Annotated in this window: 23 protein-coding genes; 9 read left to right on the forward strand and 14 right to left on the reverse strand. The window is 42.5% G+C overall.

Annotated features, from left to right (window positions below; translation table 11 throughout):
• Nucleotides 1-125: 125 nt before the first annotated feature.
• Nucleotides 126-305 (reverse strand): hypothetical protein, encoded by a 180-nt coding sequence (locus V1499_RS23050; protein ID WP_409276410.1) that lies wholly within the window; start codon nucleotides 303-305, stop codon nucleotides 126-128.
• Between the two features lie 18 nt (nucleotides 306-323).
• A complete protein-coding gene (locus V1499_RS23055) occupies nucleotides 324-599 on the reverse strand; it encodes a hypothetical protein (RefSeq protein WP_409276411.1) in 276 nt (91 codons plus the stop codon).
• A 244-nt stretch (nucleotides 600-843) separates the two neighbouring features.
• On the opposite strand from V1499_RS23055, the gene V1499_RS23060 reads away from it, so the two are divergent.
• From V1499_RS23060 to V1499_RS23070, 3 genes are all read left to right on the forward strand, one after another.
• Nucleotides 844-1,650: a ParA family protein gene (locus V1499_RS23060; protein ID WP_409276412.1), complete on the forward strand. Its 807-nt coding sequence runs from the start codon at nucleotides 844-846 to the stop codon at nucleotides 1,648-1,650.
• A complete protein-coding gene (locus V1499_RS23065; protein WP_409276413.1) occupies nucleotides 1,625-2,032 on the forward strand; it encodes a hypothetical protein in 408 nt (135 codons plus the stop codon). The genes V1499_RS23060 and V1499_RS23065 overlap by 26 nt, the downstream gene beginning before the upstream one ends.
• Before the next feature lie 176 nt (nucleotides 2,033-2,208).
• Nucleotides 2,209-2,364: a hypothetical protein gene (locus V1499_RS23070; RefSeq protein WP_409276414.1), complete on the forward strand. Its 156-nt coding sequence runs from the start codon at nucleotides 2,209-2,211 to the stop codon at nucleotides 2,362-2,364.
• A gap of 58 nt (nucleotides 2,365-2,422) precedes the next feature.
• On the opposite strand, the gene V1499_RS23075 is transcribed toward V1499_RS23070, so the two are convergent.
• Complete coding sequence (locus tag V1499_RS23075; protein ID WP_409276415.1) at nucleotides 2,423-2,644, reverse strand: helix-turn-helix transcriptional regulator; 222 nt, start codon at nucleotides 2,642-2,644, stop codon at nucleotides 2,423-2,425.
• Between the two features lie 300 nt (nucleotides 2,645-2,944).
• On the opposite strand from V1499_RS23075, the gene V1499_RS23080 reads away from it, so the two are divergent.
• The 6 genes from V1499_RS23080 (at nucleotide 2,945) to V1499_RS23105 (ending at nucleotide 7,406) form a co-directional block, all read left to right on the forward strand.
• Entirely contained in the window at nucleotides 2,945-4,246 is a 1,302-nt protein-coding gene (locus V1499_RS23080) for an FtsK/SpoIIIE domain-containing protein (RefSeq protein WP_409276374.1), read from the forward strand.
• Complete coding sequence (locus V1499_RS23085; protein ID WP_409276375.1) at nucleotides 4,233-4,799, forward strand: replication-relaxation family protein; 567 nt, start codon at nucleotides 4,233-4,235, stop codon at nucleotides 4,797-4,799. The genes V1499_RS23080 and V1499_RS23085 overlap by 14 nt, the downstream gene beginning before the upstream one ends.
• Before the next feature lie 16 nt (nucleotides 4,800-4,815).
• Nucleotides 4,816-5,244, forward strand: coding sequence for a hypothetical protein (locus V1499_RS23090; protein WP_115454160.1), 429 nt, complete (start codon nucleotides 4,816-4,818; stop codon nucleotides 5,242-5,244).
• A 147-nt stretch (nucleotides 5,245-5,391) separates the two neighbouring features.
• The gene (locus V1499_RS23095; protein ID WP_409276376.1) at nucleotides 5,392-5,997 is read left to right on the forward strand and encodes a M23 family metallopeptidase; all 606 of its coding nucleotides are present in this window, start codon (nucleotides 5,392-5,394) and stop codon (nucleotides 5,995-5,997) included.
• Between the two features lie 186 nt (nucleotides 5,998-6,183).
• Nucleotides 6,184-6,429, forward strand: coding sequence for a hypothetical protein (locus tag V1499_RS23100; RefSeq protein ID WP_409276377.1), 246 nt, complete (start codon nucleotides 6,184-6,186; stop codon nucleotides 6,427-6,429).
• Nucleotides 6,430-7,196: 767 nt separating this feature from the next.
• Nucleotides 7,197-7,406, forward strand: coding sequence for a hypothetical protein (locus V1499_RS23105; protein WP_409276378.1), 210 nt, complete (start codon nucleotides 7,197-7,199; stop codon nucleotides 7,404-7,406).
• 490 nt (nucleotides 7,407-7,896) lie between these two features.
• Here the strand turns inward: V1499_RS23105 and V1499_RS23110 are convergent, their stop codons facing one another.
• The 11 genes from V1499_RS23110 to V1499_RS23160 all read right to left on the reverse strand — a co-directional run bounded on the left by V1499_RS23110 (nucleotide 7,897) and on the right by V1499_RS23160 (nucleotide 18,855).
• A complete protein-coding gene (locus V1499_RS23110; RefSeq protein WP_409276379.1) occupies nucleotides 7,897-8,376 on the reverse strand; it encodes a hypothetical protein in 480 nt (159 codons plus the stop codon).
• A 293-nt stretch (nucleotides 8,377-8,669) separates the two neighbouring features.
• Entirely contained in the window at nucleotides 8,670-13,169 is a 4,500-nt protein-coding gene (locus tag V1499_RS23115; RefSeq protein WP_409276380.1) for a hypothetical protein, read from the reverse strand.
• Nucleotides 13,170-13,180: 11 nt separating this feature from the next.
• Complete coding sequence (locus V1499_RS23120; protein WP_409276417.1) at nucleotides 13,181-13,858, reverse strand: hypothetical protein; 678 nt, start codon at nucleotides 13,856-13,858, stop codon at nucleotides 13,181-13,183.
• Nucleotides 13,789-14,961, reverse strand: a complete 1,173-nt coding sequence (locus tag V1499_RS23125) for a hypothetical protein (protein ID WP_409276381.1) — start codon at nucleotides 14,959-14,961, stop codon at nucleotides 13,789-13,791. The genes V1499_RS23120 and V1499_RS23125 overlap by 70 nt, the downstream gene beginning before the upstream one ends.
• Nucleotides 14,962-15,108: 147 nt before the next feature.
• Nucleotides 15,109-15,426 carry a hypothetical protein gene (locus tag V1499_RS23130; protein ID WP_409276382.1) on the reverse strand — a complete coding sequence of 106 codons (318 nt, stop codon included), beginning with the start codon at nucleotides 15,424-15,426 and terminating at the stop codon, nucleotides 15,109-15,111.
• A gap of 189 nt (nucleotides 15,427-15,615) precedes the next feature.
• Nucleotides 15,616-15,987 carry a DNA-binding response regulator gene (locus V1499_RS23135; protein ID WP_409276383.1) on the reverse strand — a complete coding sequence of 124 codons (372 nt, stop codon included), beginning with the start codon at nucleotides 15,985-15,987 and terminating at the stop codon, nucleotides 15,616-15,618.
• A 35-nt stretch (nucleotides 15,988-16,022) separates the two neighbouring features.
• Complete coding sequence (locus V1499_RS23140; RefSeq protein WP_409276384.1) at nucleotides 16,023-16,460, reverse strand: hypothetical protein; 438 nt, start codon at nucleotides 16,458-16,460, stop codon at nucleotides 16,023-16,025.
• A 65-nt stretch (nucleotides 16,461-16,525) separates the two neighbouring features.
• Nucleotides 16,526-16,888, reverse strand: a complete 363-nt coding sequence (locus tag V1499_RS23145) for a hypothetical protein (protein ID WP_409276385.1) — start codon at nucleotides 16,886-16,888, stop codon at nucleotides 16,526-16,528.
• 40 nt (nucleotides 16,889-16,928) lie between these two features.
• A complete protein-coding gene (locus tag V1499_RS23150) occupies nucleotides 16,929-17,780 on the reverse strand; it encodes an ATP-binding protein (RefSeq protein ID WP_409276386.1) in 852 nt (283 codons plus the stop codon).
• Nucleotides 17,781-17,791: 11 nt separating this feature from the next.
• Nucleotides 17,792-18,640, reverse strand: coding sequence for a replication protein (locus V1499_RS23155; RefSeq protein WP_409276387.1), 849 nt, complete (start codon nucleotides 18,638-18,640; stop codon nucleotides 17,792-17,794).
• Nucleotides 18,641-18,654: 14 nt separating this feature from the next.
• Nucleotides 18,655-18,855: a hypothetical protein gene (locus V1499_RS23160; RefSeq protein WP_409276388.1), complete on the reverse strand. Its 201-nt coding sequence runs from the start codon at nucleotides 18,853-18,855 to the stop codon at nucleotides 18,655-18,657.
• Between the last annotated feature and the right edge of the window lie 167 nt (nucleotides 18,856-19,022).

Raw genomic sequence — 19,022 nt, forward strand, 5'->3', positions numbered from 1 at the left:
ATCGCGACCGCCCTTCCAAAATACATCGAAGAAATAAAAAAGGCCCCTCACGGCAATGAGACGGACCTCTTGAAAAATGTACAAAAAATCGGGTAATTTAATTTTGCAATAAAGGATGGGGAAAATCAATCTCCGTCCTTTTTATTTTTCATATTTTCTTCTTCCCGGATTTTGGCAAGTATCCGCGGAATTGAAGTTTTTCTGAAGAAGACAGCCATCGCACGTTCTGTTTCCGGAGGGATAATCGGTCTATTTGGGTTTTTCGAGCTCAAATCTTCAGTTTTTCGGTCATTGAACTTTCCCATATGCTCCTCCTACTGTAGCTATAGGATTACAGCTCCATGTTCCTCAGCGAAATAGTCTATGTAAGCAAGCCTTATCATTTCCTCCCAGTTCTCAAAATCAGAATTAGAGGAGACATATAAGTTTAATTCATCAGGTTCTATAGCTTCGTCCGCCTCGTATTTTTCCGCAAAAGGGCTATTTTTGAAGAAATCATCAAGGCTTTTAAAAGATGTGAATTTTTGCATAAACCTGTCCGACAAAAGATCCTGAATCGTTACCTCTAAACCGCTGTTACCTACATTTTCCTTCACCATGCTTCACTCCCCATTTCGAATGAGGCCAATATCTGGAAGTTTAATCTAGGGAAAGTATACCGCAATCATCATTATGAAAAAGTGTACATTTGTGTATAATTATTGCCATTTTCATCCTTAATGTCAGCAGTACACGCCTTTTTAATGTTACATATTAGTATTACATATTACGTAAGTCTTTGACTTGTTGTTGTTGTGTTTCTATAATTCTATTTAAATAACTTGATGGTGGTGATGATGGTAAATGTCTGAAGTCTATGCGATTTCCATGAATAAAGGTGGAGTAGGTAAAACCAGCCTGGTGACTAATCTTGCTGGCGCGATAACCCGGGTTCTAAAGAAAAAAGTATTGATTATTGATACTGACGGCCAAGGAAATACCAGTATCGCATTTGGTTTAAAGCCAGATGCCTTTGAAAACACAGTTTATGATGTTCTGTTGGGCGAAAAGGATCCAAAAGAAGCTATCGTGAAGGTAAATGAACTCTTGGATATATTGCCTTCCAACAACGATATGAACTTTTTAGAATTTGATATCCTCCCAAATATCCAACAGTACAGGCAGCCTTTCGCACTCCTTAAAAACGCACTGGCTGGGATCAGGGACTCCTACGATTACATATTCATCGATACTCCTCCAAGCATGGGCCTGGTTGCAGGGAACGTCCTCGCCGCTTCTGATAAGGTGATTATCCCATTCGTTGCTGAAATGTTTGCTGTTAGTGGCCTAGTAAGAGTGGTTGGGGCAATAAACGACTTTAAAGCAAAAGAGAACCCTTCCCTCGAGGTCGCCGGCATTGTCGGTATGATGGTCGATAGCAGGACCACCCTCCACTCCGAGATGCTGCAGCAGGCACGCAGGTACTGTGTCGAAAACAACTTGCTGATGTATGAAACGATCATTCCAAAATCCATCCGGTTCGCTAATTCCACAGCTTATGAAGGGAAACCAGCTACCTGGACCGATTACAACAATCCGATCGTGAGCGCTTATTACGAATTAATGAAGGAGGTAATAATTGAACATGGCCAGAAAGAGAAATCTGAGTGATGCCTTTAGTCAATTTGAAGAAGAAACCAATGACAAGATACAAAATAAAGATAATGAACTTGAAAACAAAAATGAACATCTACTTAAACAACTTGAAAACAAAGATGTAATAAATAAACTTAATAATGAACATGTTACAAAAGATGTAACATTAAACGAATCTTCTTTATCGGTATCCCAGGTAAAACAAGACTTATTAAGCATGTATGAAGAGAAAACGAAGAAAGAAACCGTGGAAGATACTCATGTGCGGACAACGTTTTTACTTAGAAAAGATTTATCAAAAAGATTGGACAAGCTTGCCAAAAACAAGCGAGGATTTAAGACAATGTTTTTGAATAAAGCCATAGAAGCATTACTTGATGAATTGGAAAGAAAGTAAGTGAGATTCTTTGTTTATACCATTTTCCAAAGGCCCTTTTAGGGCTTTTTTCTTTAGTAAAACCGGCTAGAACCTGTTAAGCCGATTAAAATAATTCCACCCCTTCTAAGATATTTCAAATTAGAAAAGGAGTTTTTTTATTTCTTTTCAATAGAAAAACAAGGAGGGGATAAACAATGTTCAAAATCATCGAGTTTACCATTGGTATCATCGGTCTTATGGTTTCTGTTGTCAGTCTTATAATTTCTGTATTAGGTCTTTTCGTGTCTGCCATCAGCCTTACCGTTTCTGTATTCGGATTAATCATTGGGTTGCTTCAGCTTTTCCAGTAAGACAATGAAAGGGGAGTAATCCAGCTCCCCTTCCTTACTGTTGGCTAATCAATCCATCTTATAGGTTCCAGAAATCCTCGTAATCAACGTCATATCCGGCCTTTTTTAAAGCTCTGATGATTTTTGCCGCATTCTTCATCGAGGGATCCCCGGTATCCTTTGCAGCACGGCTAATTGTGTTCCTGTTAACCCCGCTGGCTTTGCTTAATTCCTCCTGAATAATCCCGTTTGAATCCAAAAACTTCCCGAACTTAGACCGCTTCTTTCCCAACCCAAACACTTTACATGTCAGCTCCCATCAACAAGGATCTGAATCCCTTGCTATAGCTTATTTGCTATCAGCTTGGCCGAATTATCAGACTTCTAATCACAAAAATGTGATTTTTTATAAAAAGTGTGAAACTTGGACAAACAGCGTGACATACACTTAAGCATACGCAAAGCCAAACGGCAGCAAAATGACTATCCGTAGCACTAGAAACCCCAAAAACCTCAATCATACCACCACTTTTATTCTTCGTTTTCTACGTTCGTTTGCCTTGCAACTATCACTTTGTGATATCGAAAGGGGCGTGGCGAATTGCTTTTCGAAATCCTAACCACTGGAAGCATGCTCGGAGTGCTCGGCACCAGCTACTATTACAAAACTAATCTCAATAATGATGCAGACAAGATTTTAAAAATTGCCGAGAATTGTGGCCTGTACAAGAAGGATGAAAAAATAAGGCTTTATCGCCGAAATTACAACAAGGAGGGCAAGTTTACCGAATACGCCTTCAAAATACCACTAGGATTGGAGCTCAAGGATTTCCAGGATAAGTACGGAAAGTTCAAGGATGGGCTTAACAATCGAAGCGTGAGGCGAATCATACTCAAAGATTTTAAGAATCTCAAACTAGACCGAACTTTACCAAAGCAGATCCAGGCAATCCTGAATAACCGGGTACGGCAGAACAAAGAGATTGAGATGGAATATGACGGAATGCTCATTATGAGGGTCTACGATGAGGGATTGCCGGCAGAAATGCACTATGACGATGAACTGCTCAAAAAAGTAAAGGGTTGGGAAGTGCCAATTGGCGTTACCTTCAAGGAATTTGTAGTCCACGACTTTGAAAGTCTTCAAATGCTTGTGATTGCAGGGATGACACGATATGGAAAGACTGTTTTTCTTAAAAACGCAATAACCACACTGATAAATAACCATCCCGAGAACGTGAAATTTACATTAATCGACTTAAAGGGAGGCTTAGCATTCAGTCGCTTCATGGCTTGCAAACAAGTCAATACCGTAGCAAAGAACTGCCCGGAAACCTTGGCAGCGTTAGAAGCTATCCATACGGAACTATTGGCCCGTCAAGAGCACTTCTTGGCTAATGGATGGGAGGACATCGGGGAAGCCGGCTGGAAGGAACGGCACTTTGTTGTTATCGATGAAGGGGCTGAGATAGCAGGATTCGAGGACAGGGAGGAACGCTTACGGGCAACTCATTTAATAGGGGAAATTGCCAGGATTGGAGCGGGTTTAGGCTATCGGTTAATTTTTGCCACTCAATACCCAACGGCCGACGTATTTCCGAGGCAGGTGAAGGCAAATACGAGTGCAGCTCTATGCTTCAAGTTGAAGAACAGCACCCAGAGCCTTGTTGTACTAGATCGTGCCGGGGCTGAGGATTTACCTGTAGGGCTAAAGGGGCGCGCTATTTACCAGACGGACCGCGAACAGCTCGTTCAAACCCCGTTCATCAAGAACAGCTTTATCGATATAAAAATAAAGCCTCATATCAACTTCAGGGCAAGGGGTGAGGGCACCAGTGCACCATTCAAAGCTACAAAGGAAGAAGAGGGAGGAAGCTATATTACTAAGTTTGAAAAAGCTTGATTTCCTTACTCGTGGGCAAATTCAATCCATCCACAAGCTTAAAAGCGACAGGAACGCGCAACGGGTTCTGAAGCAAATGGAAGAGTACCTGAATGTGATCCGGAGTGGTGAAAACATTTACTATCTGAATGCTGCCGGCCGTTCCTTGGTTAACTGCGATAAGGTCCGGAAGAGTACCGGTAACGTGCAGCATTACATTATGAGAAATTACCTCTACATCGCCTATAGTTGCCCTCAATCCTGGGATAACGAGATCCGGATAACCAGTGAAGGCAAAAGCAAGAAGGATACAGTCACTTGTGTAGCAGATGCAGTTTTTAAAAGGGGGGATTTTTACACGGTTATAGAGGTAGATAACACTCAAACGATGAAGAAAAACCAAGTAAAAATACAGAAATACCGCACTTTGAAAGACCGTTTCACCTTTGGTCCTGTTGCGCCAAAATTCGTATGGATTACAACTACTGAAAACCGCCGTAAGGAACTGATAAAGCTCAACGAAGATAAGGGATTGGTTGCTGAAGTCTTTACATTAACCGATTTTAACGCATAGGAAGGGGATTTAAGGCATGTTCAAACGCAAAGAAGAGGTTTACTCCATTAAGGAGTTCATGGCTCGTAAGAACGCTCCTGAGACGCTTACAGAACAAGAGAAAAAGGCCTTTATTGAATCGACAGTGCTTCTGCCATTGGCAGTAACTCCGTTTCTTAAGGTTAAAACTGCCTTTGCCGCTTCAGCTGTCCCGGTCACGGCAGCCGCTACAACCGGTGCTATGTACGATAAAATGCTTCACGCTTTTGACCCCCTAATCACACTGGTTCAGGCACTGGCTTATCCGGTTGCAATGGTGGTTGTATTGGGAGGGGCACTATTCATTATGATCGGCAACAAAGAGAAAGGGTTCAGCATGATGCAAGGCGCTGGGCTTGGGTATGTTTTGGTACAGATGACTCCGTTAGTCCTCAATATCCTGGTTGAAGCTATGAAAGCAATCTAATCTGTGGAGGGTGGGTAATGGTGAGGATTCGTAGGTTAAGTGGAATGTGCAACGGTGAATTAGTTGTGGTTTATTTAACACTTAATAATATCTGTAATTGGATGCACTTAAATTATAAGGAAGTACGGTAAAGGGAGGGCGGTGAACTTGATTTTACGTATAACGAGTAAGTTTGGTGAAGTTAGTTCAATTCATAAAACTCCCCATACCGGAATTGATATAGCTTTGCCGGAGAACAGCCCAATAAAGGCAATTACAGAGGGCGTAGTTGACCGAATTTACACGGGAACAGGCTCAATAGGTAAAGGGTTATCAATCCAGATGGAAGACGGAACACGGGCAATTTACGGGCATATGAACGATGTCAGCGTGAAGGTAGGAGAACGGATTGAGCCCGGGGAAATCATCGGCTTAACAGGCAATACCGGAAATAGTACCGGGCCGCACTTGCACTTTGGTTTAAAAGCGAATGATGGGAGCTTCCTGGATCCATCCCCTCTGCTAAATAAGATAATCGAAAACGGGAAGGTCGGGCAGATACCACAGTTCAATATATGGGAGTGGTTAGGTGAAAAATTTACAGAGATTACCGTGGGCCGCGTTGCAGATTTTATTGCGGATTTTGCTTTGGCGTTTCCTATCATCGCCGTTGTTAGCTTTGGCGTGTATGCTCTTCTTGGCATATGCAGTAAGACTGTTGCAAAATGGGGCGCATTAGGAACAGTTTTATATGGCATCCTCTCCCTAATTTGAAATTAGGGAGCTTTTTTATTGTGTTCTATTTCCGTTCTTCAAGGCTTTAAAAATTTGCGTTTTGTGAATCCAGGAAAGAACGGGAGAACGGTGCAAGAACGGGTATAGGGGACAACTTGCTGAAAAACAGGCGACAACTTGAACCTGTCGCCTATAACTTGTCCCCTTGGACGACAGGTTCCATTCATGCACAGCTTTGGTTTCGGGGCATTTTCAAATCCAGACTTCATTCCCCTGCAGCACCTCCTAAAACTACCCGGAATTGGAGGTAAGAAAGATGTTGTTGAAGCACCTTTGTTAATTACTGCCGGTGGCATCCTGGTAACGGCGTTATCGGAATCGTTGGCTGAATTACTGGGTTACAGCTGGATCGGAACGGCCATTAATTCATTTGAGTCATTTATGATTTCGGAACCTCCGAACTTACCTTAAGGATGGTCTACTTACTTACAAAATTCTGCTTATGTAATCAGTTCTGGAAATAATAGATGGATAATGGAAACCTTGCTTGTTGCCAGAAAAGCGGACTTTTAGATATATAACAGAACGTGGTGACTAATCTGATTCGTTATATATATAACAGAACGGTTCATTATACACGAAAAAACCTTGCTGTTATTGGGTTTTGTTTAACCATTTTAGTTTATCAATGCGAACGGCGTTCCATTATACCTATAGATCGCAGTGCCGAGTAATGCTGTGTGCTTATATTCCTGGGTAACCGCGGTATAAAGGTACGAGGGCAAGTGATGAGTGAGTTACCGTGGTGACGAGGGAATCACATGGCATGGACTATACCCGAAGAAAAAGCCGGCTCTTTTTAAAAGGAACATGGCATTGGTGAAAACTGGCGGTTGCCTTATCCGGTCTGTGAAGCGGGTATTTATTTGAGGATACCCCCAGGCTGATTAATTTTTGTTTGTATATCTGCTTCTTTAGAGATTATTTGAAGGATTAAAGGTTGGATTATTTTAATCCTGAAAACAATCCTTTGAATCCTCCATTTTCAAGTGGTTGAAAAAGCGCGATATACCAATGATTGTTCCCCATTTTCCTTTCATTTTCAGGTCAATTAGTTTTAACCGTTGCTAATTAGTACATCATTTCTCCAAAAAACTCACGTTTTCAAAAACCTTATCGCCAGTACTAACGATCCCACCTTTTGTCTTGCTAAAATTTTATAAAAGGAGGGATGGAGAATGAAGGCAGATTTAATTTCAGTCAATATAAATTACATCGGTGAGCATGCTTCTTATATAGACGCTGCCGTTCACTATGCATATTATCTGGTTTTATCTGAAGAAGAGCAAAGAGAAGTTATTAAAGTATTAGAGGAATTGGTTGAAAGCTATAAAGAGTTTGGGTTTCCATTTTATAGTCCTCGCCTTAACATCAATACGGTCGAATAAAAAACGCTGCACTTTACTTAACAAGTTCAAAAGACATCTTCTAAATATAAAAATTTGCTCTTTTTTATAATTAGGGAATATTAAAAAGTCCCCTTGTCGATGATTCGACGGGGATTTTTTCTTTATAGAAGACCATCAGTCCCGTTTTTTTATCGTGTTACTAAATTCATCATCTCAGCTCTTCCAATCCGTTTGAAACTTTTTCCATAAAGAAGCGTATACCGCTTAAAATAAACCGAAAGGAGAAGTGCCATGCTATACGGACCCGAAGATTTATCAATTATCCTTACAACCGTCGTGGGAGTTTCCAAGTGGTTGATCCCTGCAGTGATTGCAATAGCCTTGGTCAAAAAAGGCTGGGCATAAAAGAACTCCCCTATACGCGCGAGAATTTCAGGTTTTTTAAGGTTTTCACACTGGGGTTTACCTGTATTTGGTTAACAATGCCGTTTTGAGGTGCCAACAAAAAAAGAAAAGGCACAGCAAATTGCTATGCCTGTGAAGGTTGAAGCAAGGATACGATTTCATTCATGCTATCGCCCTTGCTCAACCGGTGCTGTTCGTTTTGCCTGTATTCGTCCACCAAACGGCTATACTCCTTCAAGCTCAGCTTGTTTTTCCTCTGCGCTTTAAGGTCAAGCTCGTATGCGATTTCAGTTAATTTACTACTGGATGCAAGAAAGCAAATGCCGTATTCCCTTATTTTTTGGACTGCAGCTCGATCATCATCCATGTCAACCCCGGTTAATCCCTTCAATCCCAATAAACAGCCTTCCAGTTTATCCTGGTTTCGGGCAGCTCGTTGGTACAATTCATCAAAAGGAATCTTTCTAAAAATGCCGGGAATAGGGATTTTCGCTCTTAACGGTGGATCAAAAATACTATCATGGATTTGAATGTGTTCAGTTAGGACGCTGTTCATCACAACTAAATGGTCATATAAGATGACCTTTAAATTTGGCTCCCCCACTTTTTCGCCCCTCTCAGCCGATTTAAGGCGTTTTCGCGACTTTCAGCTAGTTTTACTCTAACCCGAAAATAAAACTCCGTGCAGGCTCACTCGGTGGGTCATAGATAGTCGTATGGTTTTCTGGGTCGGGCATTATCGTTACCCGACGGGTCATCATCACCGTATTTGTCAGTATTCCTCCAAATCATAACTAACTCAGGGACATCCTTGATCAGAAAACGAATTCCGAAGATACCGATGATAATCCAAATCAAATTATCCCAAACCCATTCCCACACGACTATCCACCCCTTTTATTGTTTTAATAAATTTTGCAGCCTTTGATGCAATTCCAATAATCTTTCCTGTTTCTTCGTTAAGGATAGGCTATTATCCTGCTGTATCCCCTTCATTTCTTCCTTAATACTGGAAATTTCTCTGTTTTTAAGTACATATTCATAGAATGCTGTACTATTTCCTCCAGAAGCCTTTATATTTTCGTATTGAAGTGTTTGTTTTTCGCCCAAGGCCTGGCGATCTTTATCGTAAAATTCTCTTGCCTCCCGGAATGCCCCCGGTCCGAACAAAGTACCTTTTATGCTGTTTAACGCATCGTTTTCTACTGGATACTTTAATTTGGTTTCAGCCTTGTTGTATACTCCCTCTTTTTTCAATGCGTCTAACCCTTTCAAGGATTTTTGTGCCTGCGCACCGCCAAAAGGGAGGGCTAGTTTGAAAATAGGATCCTGGGCACCTTTAGCGACAAGTAATCCAGAACCAAACCTGTTAGGGTCCCTGTCACCGAAGAATTCCTCCCTGGTCGGAAGATTTTTAGTTCCGTACTCCGGATAAAAGTTCGCTGCAGTTTGTCCAAGGGGAACGTTCGAGAGTATCTCACCGCCAATTCTGCCGGCTTTTTCCCATCCGGATAAATCCTCCTCGGTAAAAGCGTCATGTATGGCATCTATTGGGTCGAAAGTGACCGCCGAACCCCTTACCTCCTCCATCCCTTTATTCAACAGCCAGGAGCCTAAATAAAGCGTTACAATGGCACCGAAGTCCTTCTCCTTGATGAAATCTCGTTGGACGTGCCAAAGATTGGCCACTTCCAATTGGAACGGTGCGATTAACTGGAATAGCTTTGATTTTTGAACTAATGGAACTTCTCCGATTCCTCTTCCTGCAACCAAGTTCCTTGTGGCATCATCCGCATATTTAATAGGATCGGCCACCTTCTGCGCTAGACCCTTTTGATATGCCGAATTCCAAACGAATGTTGTTCCGATCCTATCCGCCGTTGACATCACCCAACTAGCAAACTTTTCAGGCTGATCAATCAATCGAGTGTTGAATTTTTCATACATACTGTGGGAAAACCGTTCTTTCAGGAATCCAGACTGTGCCGCTTCTTTATTTTGCACAATTATAGACTTCAAGGTTTTAATGGCACCCGGCACGGAATGGTGCTTAGCAAACGCGATTCCATTCGGAATGTTAGCAACCTGGGCGAGCGTAGATCCCAAGTTCCCCAAAACAGTATTCTTCTTTACACGTGTGTTCAGCCATTCTAACCCCCTAAAAGTTCTCCGTCCAAACCATTTTTGGAATGGTCTATCCAAAAAATTCGTTTTTCCTGCCAGGTCTCGAGCAAAGTCTTCGACGAATTCGATGTAATGATTAAGATTTTTCGTCCCGCCAGTCAAACCTTTCAAAGACCGAGAAAACTCCTTGAAACGGGGGATGTGAGGATCTATTTTTATTGCGTACGATGCAGAAGGCAGGTAATTCAGGAATCCCCCTACAGCATCACTCTTGTATGGACCCTTTCCCCTTTTCTGCATAAAGCTTGCCCACCTGCTGCTTGGATTTGTAAAATCCGATGTCCCAACCAGTTGAGGGTCGATGCCAGCCGGAGTGTCGAATAAGTTTTTAATTCCCTCGAGGCCGTTAAGTTCTCGAAAATGTCTGTAATAGTCGTTTCTTTTCGGCACCAGCTTGTCCGGATTCGTTGGATAAATGGAAGCCCTTGAGGCATTCACCTCGTCAATTAATGATTCGTAAGCCTTCCTGAACCATTCATCGGCCTTTACAACCTTCTGCCAATCCTTTGGAGCAGCCTGCTTTAATTGATCAAGGGAAATGGTTTTCTCCCCGTAGTCCTGGACGAGTTTCGAAAGCTTACTACCCTTTGAAATGCCCAATCCTTTTACGATTTCGTCGTTTAACCGATTCAGCCAGGTCTCCTGCAGTTCAACATACTCTTTTTTGGCATGATCGAACGGATCCAAGAGGGCATTTTTGATTTCTTGGAACTTATCTCCAAAGACATCCCTCGTATTCCGGTAAATATCCGACATGTACCCTTGAATCCCATTGATGTCTTTGAGCTTAGATGGGTTCAGTCTGACATTCCAAATAGGATCATTTGCCCTAACTACGCCAAACTCTTCATCCTCGGCCTTTTTGGGAGTTATAGCCTCATATTCCCTCAATGTTTTTTCTTCTGCATTAAGTTTTCCTTTAGGATTCGGTGTCTGTTGTTCTGACTGCTTTTTCAATGATGACAGCTCCTGAAACACTTCTTCCAATGGCTTAACCTTCTGTAAAACCTTCTGATTCTCAGAGAAAAGCTGAAGATTCAACTTCAATAGGAATTCCCGCTGTTCTTCAAGCGCTTTGATTTCCGGAAGCACAGCACTGCTCTTTTCTGGTGATTTGTTCATGATATCCTGGAGCTTGCTGATCTGCTTTTCAATACGATTCAAGGCTTCGGGTTTCCATTTTGGAGAATCACCAGTGCCCTTTAGGGCGTTGATTGCCATTTGACGAAGCTCTTCGTCGCTTTTCCCTTTGAAGATGGTTTGTATGGTCTTCATCTGGCTTTCGACAGCCTGTTCAAACTCATCCTGAAGTGGGTTTCTCCCCTTTGTGGTTACTTCCGGATTGAACCCTTTTTCCCGGCGGAATTCAAGAGGTGTTGGCTCAATCGGCTCTTGTTTAGGCGGTGCCATCCCTTCAAGATGGTCGACCATCTCATCAAGCGTTGCTACACGACTGATTTTCGGTTCCGGACGCTCAGGCGGGAATAAGTCTTTGGTGAACTCGACGATTTTCGGGTCGTTATTAAGCGAATCTTTTAAATTCGATTCTCGTGGCCCTTGTACCGGATTGTTTTTATTGAAATTAACTTCAAGTTCATTCAATTTCACCAGTTCATCGAAGGTTTTTGGGTCTGCATCAGCCCTAACCATTGAATACAATTCGTCTACACTTAACTCAGGCAAATAAATTTTCTGTTTTCGACTATCGTGAATTTGCTTCATTGCCTGCTGAACTTCTATAAGACGTTTCTCATAGTGGTTGCTAGGCTGGTTCTGGACCTTTCCAACCGTTTCGAGAATGTTGTCTGCCTGACGGCCAAGGGCTTCCCTATCGCCCCTGGAAACGTTTATTTCCGGCGATTCCAAACGCGGTTTTGGTTCGTTCCGCCCGCTATGACCGAAGTATACTCCGGCTTCTTCCAGTTTCTTTTTATTCATTGCACTACGAACTTTTTCAGGCAATTCAACAAACGGGGTTTTTAATCCTTCAGGCTTTTTGAATGTCTGGAAGAAAGTTTCAAGAGATGGTTTTTGCTTTACCGGTGGCGGAAGCTGTAGTTGAGGAGCAGGTAACCCTAAAACCTCTTTGGCTTCCGTTTCGACACTAGGTACAACAGCTTCGTTTATCGGTGCATTCTTCTTTGGCAGAAGTTTACTCAGGCTTGCTTTTAAGCCCTTTCCTAATCCATAAAGAGCCGGATCTGCCGCTGCTCCCACTCCGACTCCTAAACCTATGTGCCCAAGGTTTTGCTTCCAGTTCGTATCATCCGGATTTAACCCTTCCCGAATCCCCACCTCAGCTACGCTCATGGCACCACCCACAATAGCCCCTTCCTTTGCGAGTTGTCCCGCTTTTGCCAAACCTTTTGTGCCAGCCTTGGCACCTACTCCAAGAGCCTTGGCTCCTTTTACGAAACCAGCCCCAGGCACCAAGTATCCTAGACCGGAAGTAAGCATATCGGTACCGCCGCCATCGCCCATCTTTCTATCCGAATTGTAATAAGGATCCCGGTTGTTCAACTTTTTATCCAGATTACTCATGAGGTTTAGTGATGCCGAATCAACAACCCTATTAGAACCTCGAGCTAGTCCTTTAAAAGCATCAGATTGGTTACGATTGATAAAGTTCTTCACGGCATCTTCAGCTTTCACATTGTCGAATGGATTGAAAAAATCCTCAGCTGCTTTTCCTGCGGCTTTGAGATCACCCCATATCCCGCCGCCATTATTATTCTTCTTTGCTGGTGCTTTTTCTTCATCTTTTTTTTGAGCTTTGGGTTTTGGATCTGGCCACTTAGGTTTAAATCCCAGTTTTTGTTTAGCGTAATCCGTAATGTGATCAGGATTTGTTATGAGCGTTTTTTTCTTCTCATCCTTAGCATAAGGCGAAAACCCTTCTGTTTTCTCATTCGCCTTTGATTCGATTAGCATTTGGTCCCGGGAAGGACGATGACCGCCCCTCCCCTGTTCTCTTGCCCTTTGCTGGGTCTTCTCATATTCTGCAAGGGTTTGGCCATAGAAACGATGGCGTTCAGCAGCTTCTTGTTTCCGCTTTTGCTCTTCATTGTATTTTTCTTTGTATTGGCTTTTGGCAAATTCAGCCGCGACTTTTAGCCTTGCTGCTTCTTCCGCCTGTGAACCGAGCCTGTCAAACGACCCGGCCCCATGCCTGTTTTCGAATATCTTCTTGTATTTATCCTTATCGAATACCATACCTGCCCCTCCTACCCCAGCATGCTGAGGGCATCTTTTAATTCCTTATTGAACCTGGCGACGACTGATTGGCGTATCTCAGGGGAAGAACGACCAAAATACTTGGTTCCGTTCCCTGCCATGCGTTCATAATAGATTTTCTTGATGATTTCCGCCTCGCTCATTCCAGGCTTAATCCCTGCGCCCTTAAACACATTCACGGCCCCACCTGCACCGTGCTGAACGGCTGTGCTCCAAAGAACATTCTGTAAAGCCGGCGAATAAGAGTTGATATCCAGGCCAATTTCCTTTTTGACTTTCGCGGCAGCCGGATCATAGTGTGAGGATTTGATAAAGGCATGCTGCACTTGGTCGAAATCCTTGTAATTGGTTGCCGCCAAAGCCTTCCATGCCGTGTCGAATTCCTTCGTACCTGGCTTGAATTTCGAAAGGGCTTGATGCATGGCTGGATTCGTCTTTTTCAAGTAATCGATAAAACTGTTCATCGTACCTGTATTTGTGGCAATCTGATAGGTTCCGTAGGAAGCGCCGCCCCAATCGCCACCATTGCGGGCGACGGTTCCCGGACCAGAACTGCCAGACTCATATTTCTTCGATAATGAGCCCAGCGCTCCACCTCCTACGGTGCCGGAAAACCCGACTTGTAGAAGTCGATTTCCGCTTGTGAAGTTCCTTTCTGAGCCTTCAATTCAGCTTCCTTCATCGCGTATCTAAATGCTATATCTTCGCCAAATTGTTCTTTTAGCATCTTGTAGTTGGCTAACTGGTCAGCTGATAAATTATTGAACACGTGCTCACGCCAATTTTTATCAACGGTTTTCCAGTATTGGTCGTTCTTTGTTTCGATTTCCCATTCCTTTCGGCGATTATCTTCAAGCTTGGTTTTAAAATTCTGTTCCCAAGTATCAGTAGCTTTTTGATAATCAAAAGCTCGATTGGATTCAAAAACCCCTCGGTTGTAACCTCTGTCGGACTCAAAAACCCCTCGGTCGTAATTTCTGTCGGACTCAAAATCAGAACGAGTGGCCCTCCCTGTCATATAGTTCTGGTTCCAAGAGTCTAACGATTTTTGATAATCGAAATTACGTGTATCTATGTTTCGGTTATAGGTGGTTTCATCCAGATACCGCGTATCTCCAATGGAATCTCGATATTGTTGGTAAGCCTGTCGATACAGCTCATCCCCACGCATTTTGTCCTGCTGCATAAGCATTTGGGCCACAGCAGCAACCTGGCTCATTTTCTGAGCGTTGGCATCTGCAATTTGCCCCTGAGAAGCAATCTTGATTTTATTCAATGAATCCGCAGCAAGGCCGCTTTGGGCAATTCCCCGATTAGCCGCGGCTTCCCCTGATGCCACTTCGTTTTGATACTGCTGTGCCTGGATGTTCTTGACCGCCTGCTCATACAAAGGATTGAACTGCTGTTCCGCCTGACTCCGAGCCGTATCATAGTCCATGTAGTTGTAACTGAATGAAAACGGTTCCGGCTTTGGTGGAGTCGGGATTGCCGCCGGCTGGTTTGCCGTAGCGCTATTGGTTGCCGGATTGTTCGCCACTGCATTTTTGTAGACAGAATACGCGTTATTTGCAATGCCTACTGCCGCCGAAGTTGACGGGGCTTTCCCTGTGGTTCGCTGGACCGTTGCAGGCTGTGCCGGTGAAGCAGTAGGCGTACCATAATTGGTCACCTGAGGTTTAGGTGCATTAGCAGGCAGGAACATATTCGTCGGATTGGCCTTCTGATTGTTTTTATTCAGCATTGTTGTCGGTTGTGGATAGTAGGTTGTCACATTATCACTCCTAACTGGCTTTATTCACTGACAGGGTTTAATGATTTTTCAAGACAAATTTCTTTCTAACAGCGCCTATGCTCACCCCCCTTCCAGGGGAAATGGATTAGAATATTGTTTTCTTGTTGAAAATTTGCCTCTAGTTCTCTAAATTCTTTTTATGGAGTCAGAAATGTCGGGATTAGCAATCATACTGTCGCCATAAACCCGCTTCAATAAAGCTGTATAGTTGCGATCGTAAGGTGAAAGGTAAAGCCTACTGATTCTCCTCCGGGAGATGGGATCTGGATTATCCCACGCTCTTAATGCCCTGACTTCAATCTCTAGTTGCGTCAACTCGTGTAGCACTTCTTTTATGTCCATATAACTAAAGCCGGTTGCTTCCATTGCCTCTTCAGTACTTACGCCACCCGGTTGACTGCAAATCACCTTTAGCATTTTTTGTTGTCTTTCGGTGAATAGCAATGATCATTCACCCCTCTGTTCCTGATAAGTGCCAATTAAGAATGAGTTTCCGAAATACATTACATAACTACAGTTATGAAACCAGTAATTCGAGTCCGATAAATGTAAAATATTGGGATATTTAACATGACACATTATATGTATAATGCGCCGTATCCACTTTTCTTGGTTTTTCCTCGTCCAGGTTGGCTATCCTTCAGCTAATTTATCTACAATATCATCCCGAATTCTGTGTGCTTGCGCTCTACTCATTCCAAAGTGCCTTGCTACAGCAGTTACACTCATACCATCCAGTAAGCAATCCAGAATTGCGCTCTCCTTGATACCTACAATTACTGGTGCACGCTTATCGATAAAATTAATCATTTCAAGGTATTCCAACAGCCTCGTTCTTTTGGTATCTCGGATTCGCATTTTTCCTTCTGCTGTTTCTGTGATATTCGTGTTATTTAGCTGATAAAGTTCTTCCTCAATCCTTTTCACCTCTTTATTCATCCAGTGATAGTTTTTGAGGATATTGTAAATCTGGTATTTGTTTATCTTTTTTTCAGCAACCGGCACATTGTTACCCCCAAACATTTAGACTGATCTAAATTTCAAGCCTCCTCTTGCAAAAAAGAATAGAGCTTCCACTGCGCTGAATTTAGCACTCTTTCATACTGTTCAGTGGAAAGCTCCAAACGGGTCCCCCCTCCGTAATAGTGGGCTTGTACAACGCTTCTCTCCAGATTCGTTAGTGTCTTCATGGCTTTTTCAAATGTCATTGCTTTTGCTTGCTCTTTCTGGATTAACTCTTTGTACATATCTTTCTTTTCGATGATTCTTATAGCCATCGTGTCGGGATATGTACTTTGTACATAGAAACGTTGAAGTTCTCGATCAATCTGTGTTATAGAAGGCGAAATGTCATCGTATAAAGCCTGTATGACTTCCTGGGCTTCTTCACTGAGTTCATCTACCCGCGCCTTTGCTTCAGAGAGAAATTGTAAATAATAAAGGCCGGGCAGAGGAACTCGTTCCCCCAATTCCCCCATATAAGGCTACCTCCCTGAAAATCTATTTATAAAGTCAGGTTTTGTAAGGTTCAGACCCCGTCTTTTTAGGAAAAAGGAATAGCTTTGACCAATGACAGTTTCTTATCCTTCTTTGGAAAATCAGCCATTATCGAATCCAGAAAGGTGTCAAAATCGCTCGTAAGGCCCCTGTCAGCAAGAAAAGCTTCATGAACAGCCAAAGTTGCTTCCATTTCGAGTGTTGTATCGTCGAGACGTTGCGATAGCAATCGGAAATCTTCATTTTGTTCTCTAACCATTTTTAATAATTCGGAATTGCTTTCAACGGAAATTGTCATGATTTCCGAGAGTTTTCCAAGTAGGTTATCTAATTGCTCTTTTGATGGATTTTCAATTTTTAATAAACATTCACATTCGCGAACTAAATTCATCAGATTTTCTCTGTCCACTTCATTTCCTCCCCTTGTTAGGTAGCTTAAAATTTATAAGTTAAATAATTTGGAGCCTTTTTCTGTAATCATCGGTGAACAGATCAATGAACATGCTATTCATATACATCCGGCTATGCGCTCTTGGCCCTACAACTTCAGCCAGCGAAACATCGTCGAAGTTGGTCGTATAGACAGTCGATTTTCCTTGCCTGGCATTAAGCAGCTTCGTCCATTCCGAAACAGTCCATGAAATTTCGCTTTGCTTTTTTGTTTCTAGACCAACATCGTCAATAATCATCAGCGAATAACTGGAGTATTCTTTGTAGAACCTTTCGTTGTTACGATCGTGGCCAAAAGTCTGTTTGATTTCATCGAAAAGGTCAGCTGCTTCGATATAGGCGACACTGCGACCGCCCTTTTCTTTGACCGTTCTTGCTATGGCTTTTGAGAGATGGCTCTTACCGGTTCCCACCGAGCCAGTTAATAACAGGTTCATAGCTTTCCCGGATAGTATTTCTTTCGTGAACTTCTTTGCTGTATCTAGTGCCTTGGCTGTGGCATTGTTTACAGGTTCATAATTCTTGAATCCTGAATTATCACTATCGGGGATTTTGTACCACTTATCCAAAAGGGCATTTTGCCGTTTTTTTATCAATTCTTGGGTGAAGCTCTTATCCTCGGCAGCAACCATACAGGCAGCGCACACTTTCGATATGGTGTACTGATAGGCTTCTCCATTCTGGTTGAATTCCCACGCTGTGACATTGGGTTTTCCGCAAACGTCGCAAATTTCTCTTATCACTTTTACGTCGTGCGCGTTGCCCCTCAAGTCCGGCCTTACCTTGAAAAGGATTCCTTCTACCTTCTCGACTCCAAGCAAGTCCAATAGATGAACAGCTGGTTTTTCCATATTCAAACCTCCTACAGGAGTAATTCGTCCAGTTCTGCTTCTTCTTCAGGAGTCAGAGGGATATAAGGGGCATTCTGCCTTCTCCTGCTCTCTTCTCCTTGTTCAAATAGTGACCGTACCGGCTTTTGATTAAATTTCCGGTCAAATTTCTCATTATGCTTCCTGACTGCGTCCAAAGTGAATAGCCCTAAATTATGCAAGCTCTTAAGAATCGATTGAATGTACTTTGGTGGATTATTAGGCTCATTTAGCTTAGCTCGCTTTATAACTTCGCAAATAATTGCTTCAGGTTCCTTAAACTGGCTGTTATCTATCCAGTGACCCATCTCCTGAACGAAAGTTGCTCCAGGGTAATGGACAAAGTGTTTTTCATATTCAACAACAAAATTGTGATTAAATTCAGATGATGATCTATCATCCTTTTCTTTAGATATTTCTTTAATCTTTCTTTCTTGGGTAGCGGATTCGCTGACTGGGGACGGAACTAATTCGCTGACAGTCGACTCTCCATTTTCGATGGGAGGGAGCGTATTAGTTACCTGTCTGCTTTTTGAATCACTGTCCACTAGCCAAGAATCTTGATTTTCGTTGAAGCCAATCACTCTGGATGAATTAAATGAAGCAGGTTTGATCACCGTGATGACGTTCATTTTGATAAGAGCATTGATTTCTCGTTCAACCTGTTTTTTGTGAATCTCGGTGGCAGTGGCAATGAAGGATAAAGACATGTCCTTTTCTTTTTGCTGCCAACCATAGGTATTTCTCCAGACAACCATTAGGATTCTGAATTGAGTGCCGTTCAGTTTAAGTTTCGCTATTTGCTCCAACAAATCGTTGGCTAATTTCGTAAAGCCTGACATATCACCCACCCGCTTTAATGAATTTCCGCCATTTCTTTTTTCGCTTTTTCAATCGCTGCAAGTACCATAGACTTTTTCTCCTGATCCATCTCCCTCCTCATCCAATTTCGGACGGTGTTCTCGTGTACATTTAGATACGAACTTATCAACCAGAGAGGGATAGAACCTTTCGCCTGAATAATTTCTGCATTCCTCTTGAAATAATAAGATTTCATTTTTAATACCCCTTTCATTTTGTGTTTTTGTTGTTGTTATACTTCAATGATAAAACCCTTAAAAATAAATTAGTAGACAGTGTCCAATGTGTAAAAAACGGCTTTTTTGGTTAATTCGGTTCGAAATACGCATACCCCATTTTTAATTTGTTTTTGTTGTTGTAAAT

Origin of the sequence: Neobacillus oceani (assembly GCF_046237595.1) — a bacterium.
GTDB lineage: Bacteria > Bacillota > Bacilli > Bacillales > Cytobacillaceae > Bacillus_D > Bacillus_D oceani.

Bases quoted from the DNA above. Each gene is read 5' to 3' on its own strand.
- V1499_RS23155 (WP_409276387.1), bottom strand. From the start codon at position 18,640: ATGTCAGGCTTTACGAAATTAGCCAACGATTTGTTGGAGCAAATAGCG.
- V1499_RS23160 (WP_409276388.1), bottom strand. From the start codon at position 18,855: ATGAAATCTTATTATTTCAAGAGGAATGCAGAAATTATTCAGGCGAAA.
- V1499_RS23065 (WP_409276413.1), top strand. From the start codon at position 1,625: ATGGCCAGAAAGAGAAATCTGAGTGATGCCTTTAGTCAATTTGAAGAA.
- V1499_RS23050 (WP_409276410.1), bottom strand. From the start codon at position 305: ATGGGAAAGTTCAATGACCGAAAAACTGAAGATTTGAGCTCGAAAAAC.
- V1499_RS23055 (WP_409276411.1), bottom strand. From the start codon at position 599: ATGGTGAAGGAAAATGTAGGTAACAGCGGTTTAGAGGTAACGATTCAG.
- V1499_RS23140 (WP_409276384.1), bottom strand. From the start codon at position 16,460: ATGGGGGAATTGGGGGAACGAGTTCCTCTGCCCGGCCTTTATTATTTA.
- V1499_RS23150 (WP_409276386.1), bottom strand. From the start codon at position 17,780: ATGGAAAAACCAGCTGTTCATCTATTGGACTTGCTTGGAGTCGAGAAG.
- V1499_RS23115 (WP_409276380.1), bottom strand. From the start codon at position 13,169: ATGGTATTCGATAAGGATAAATACAAGAAGATATTCGAAAACAGGCAT.
- V1499_RS23070 (WP_409276414.1), top strand. From the start codon at position 2,209: ATGTTCAAAATCATCGAGTTTACCATTGGTATCATCGGTCTTATGGTT.
- V1499_RS23105 (WP_409276378.1), top strand. From the start codon at position 7,197: ATGAAGGCAGATTTAATTTCAGTCAATATAAATTACATCGGTGAGCAT.
- V1499_RS23090 (WP_115454160.1), top strand. From the start codon at position 4,816: ATGTTCAAACGCAAAGAAGAGGTTTACTCCATTAAGGAGTTCATGGCT.
- V1499_RS23100 (WP_409276377.1), top strand. From the start codon at position 6,184: ATGCACAGCTTTGGTTTCGGGGCATTTTCAAATCCAGACTTCATTCCC.
- V1499_RS23060 (WP_409276412.1), top strand. From the start codon at position 844: ATGTCTGAAGTCTATGCGATTTCCATGAATAAAGGTGGAGTAGGTAAA.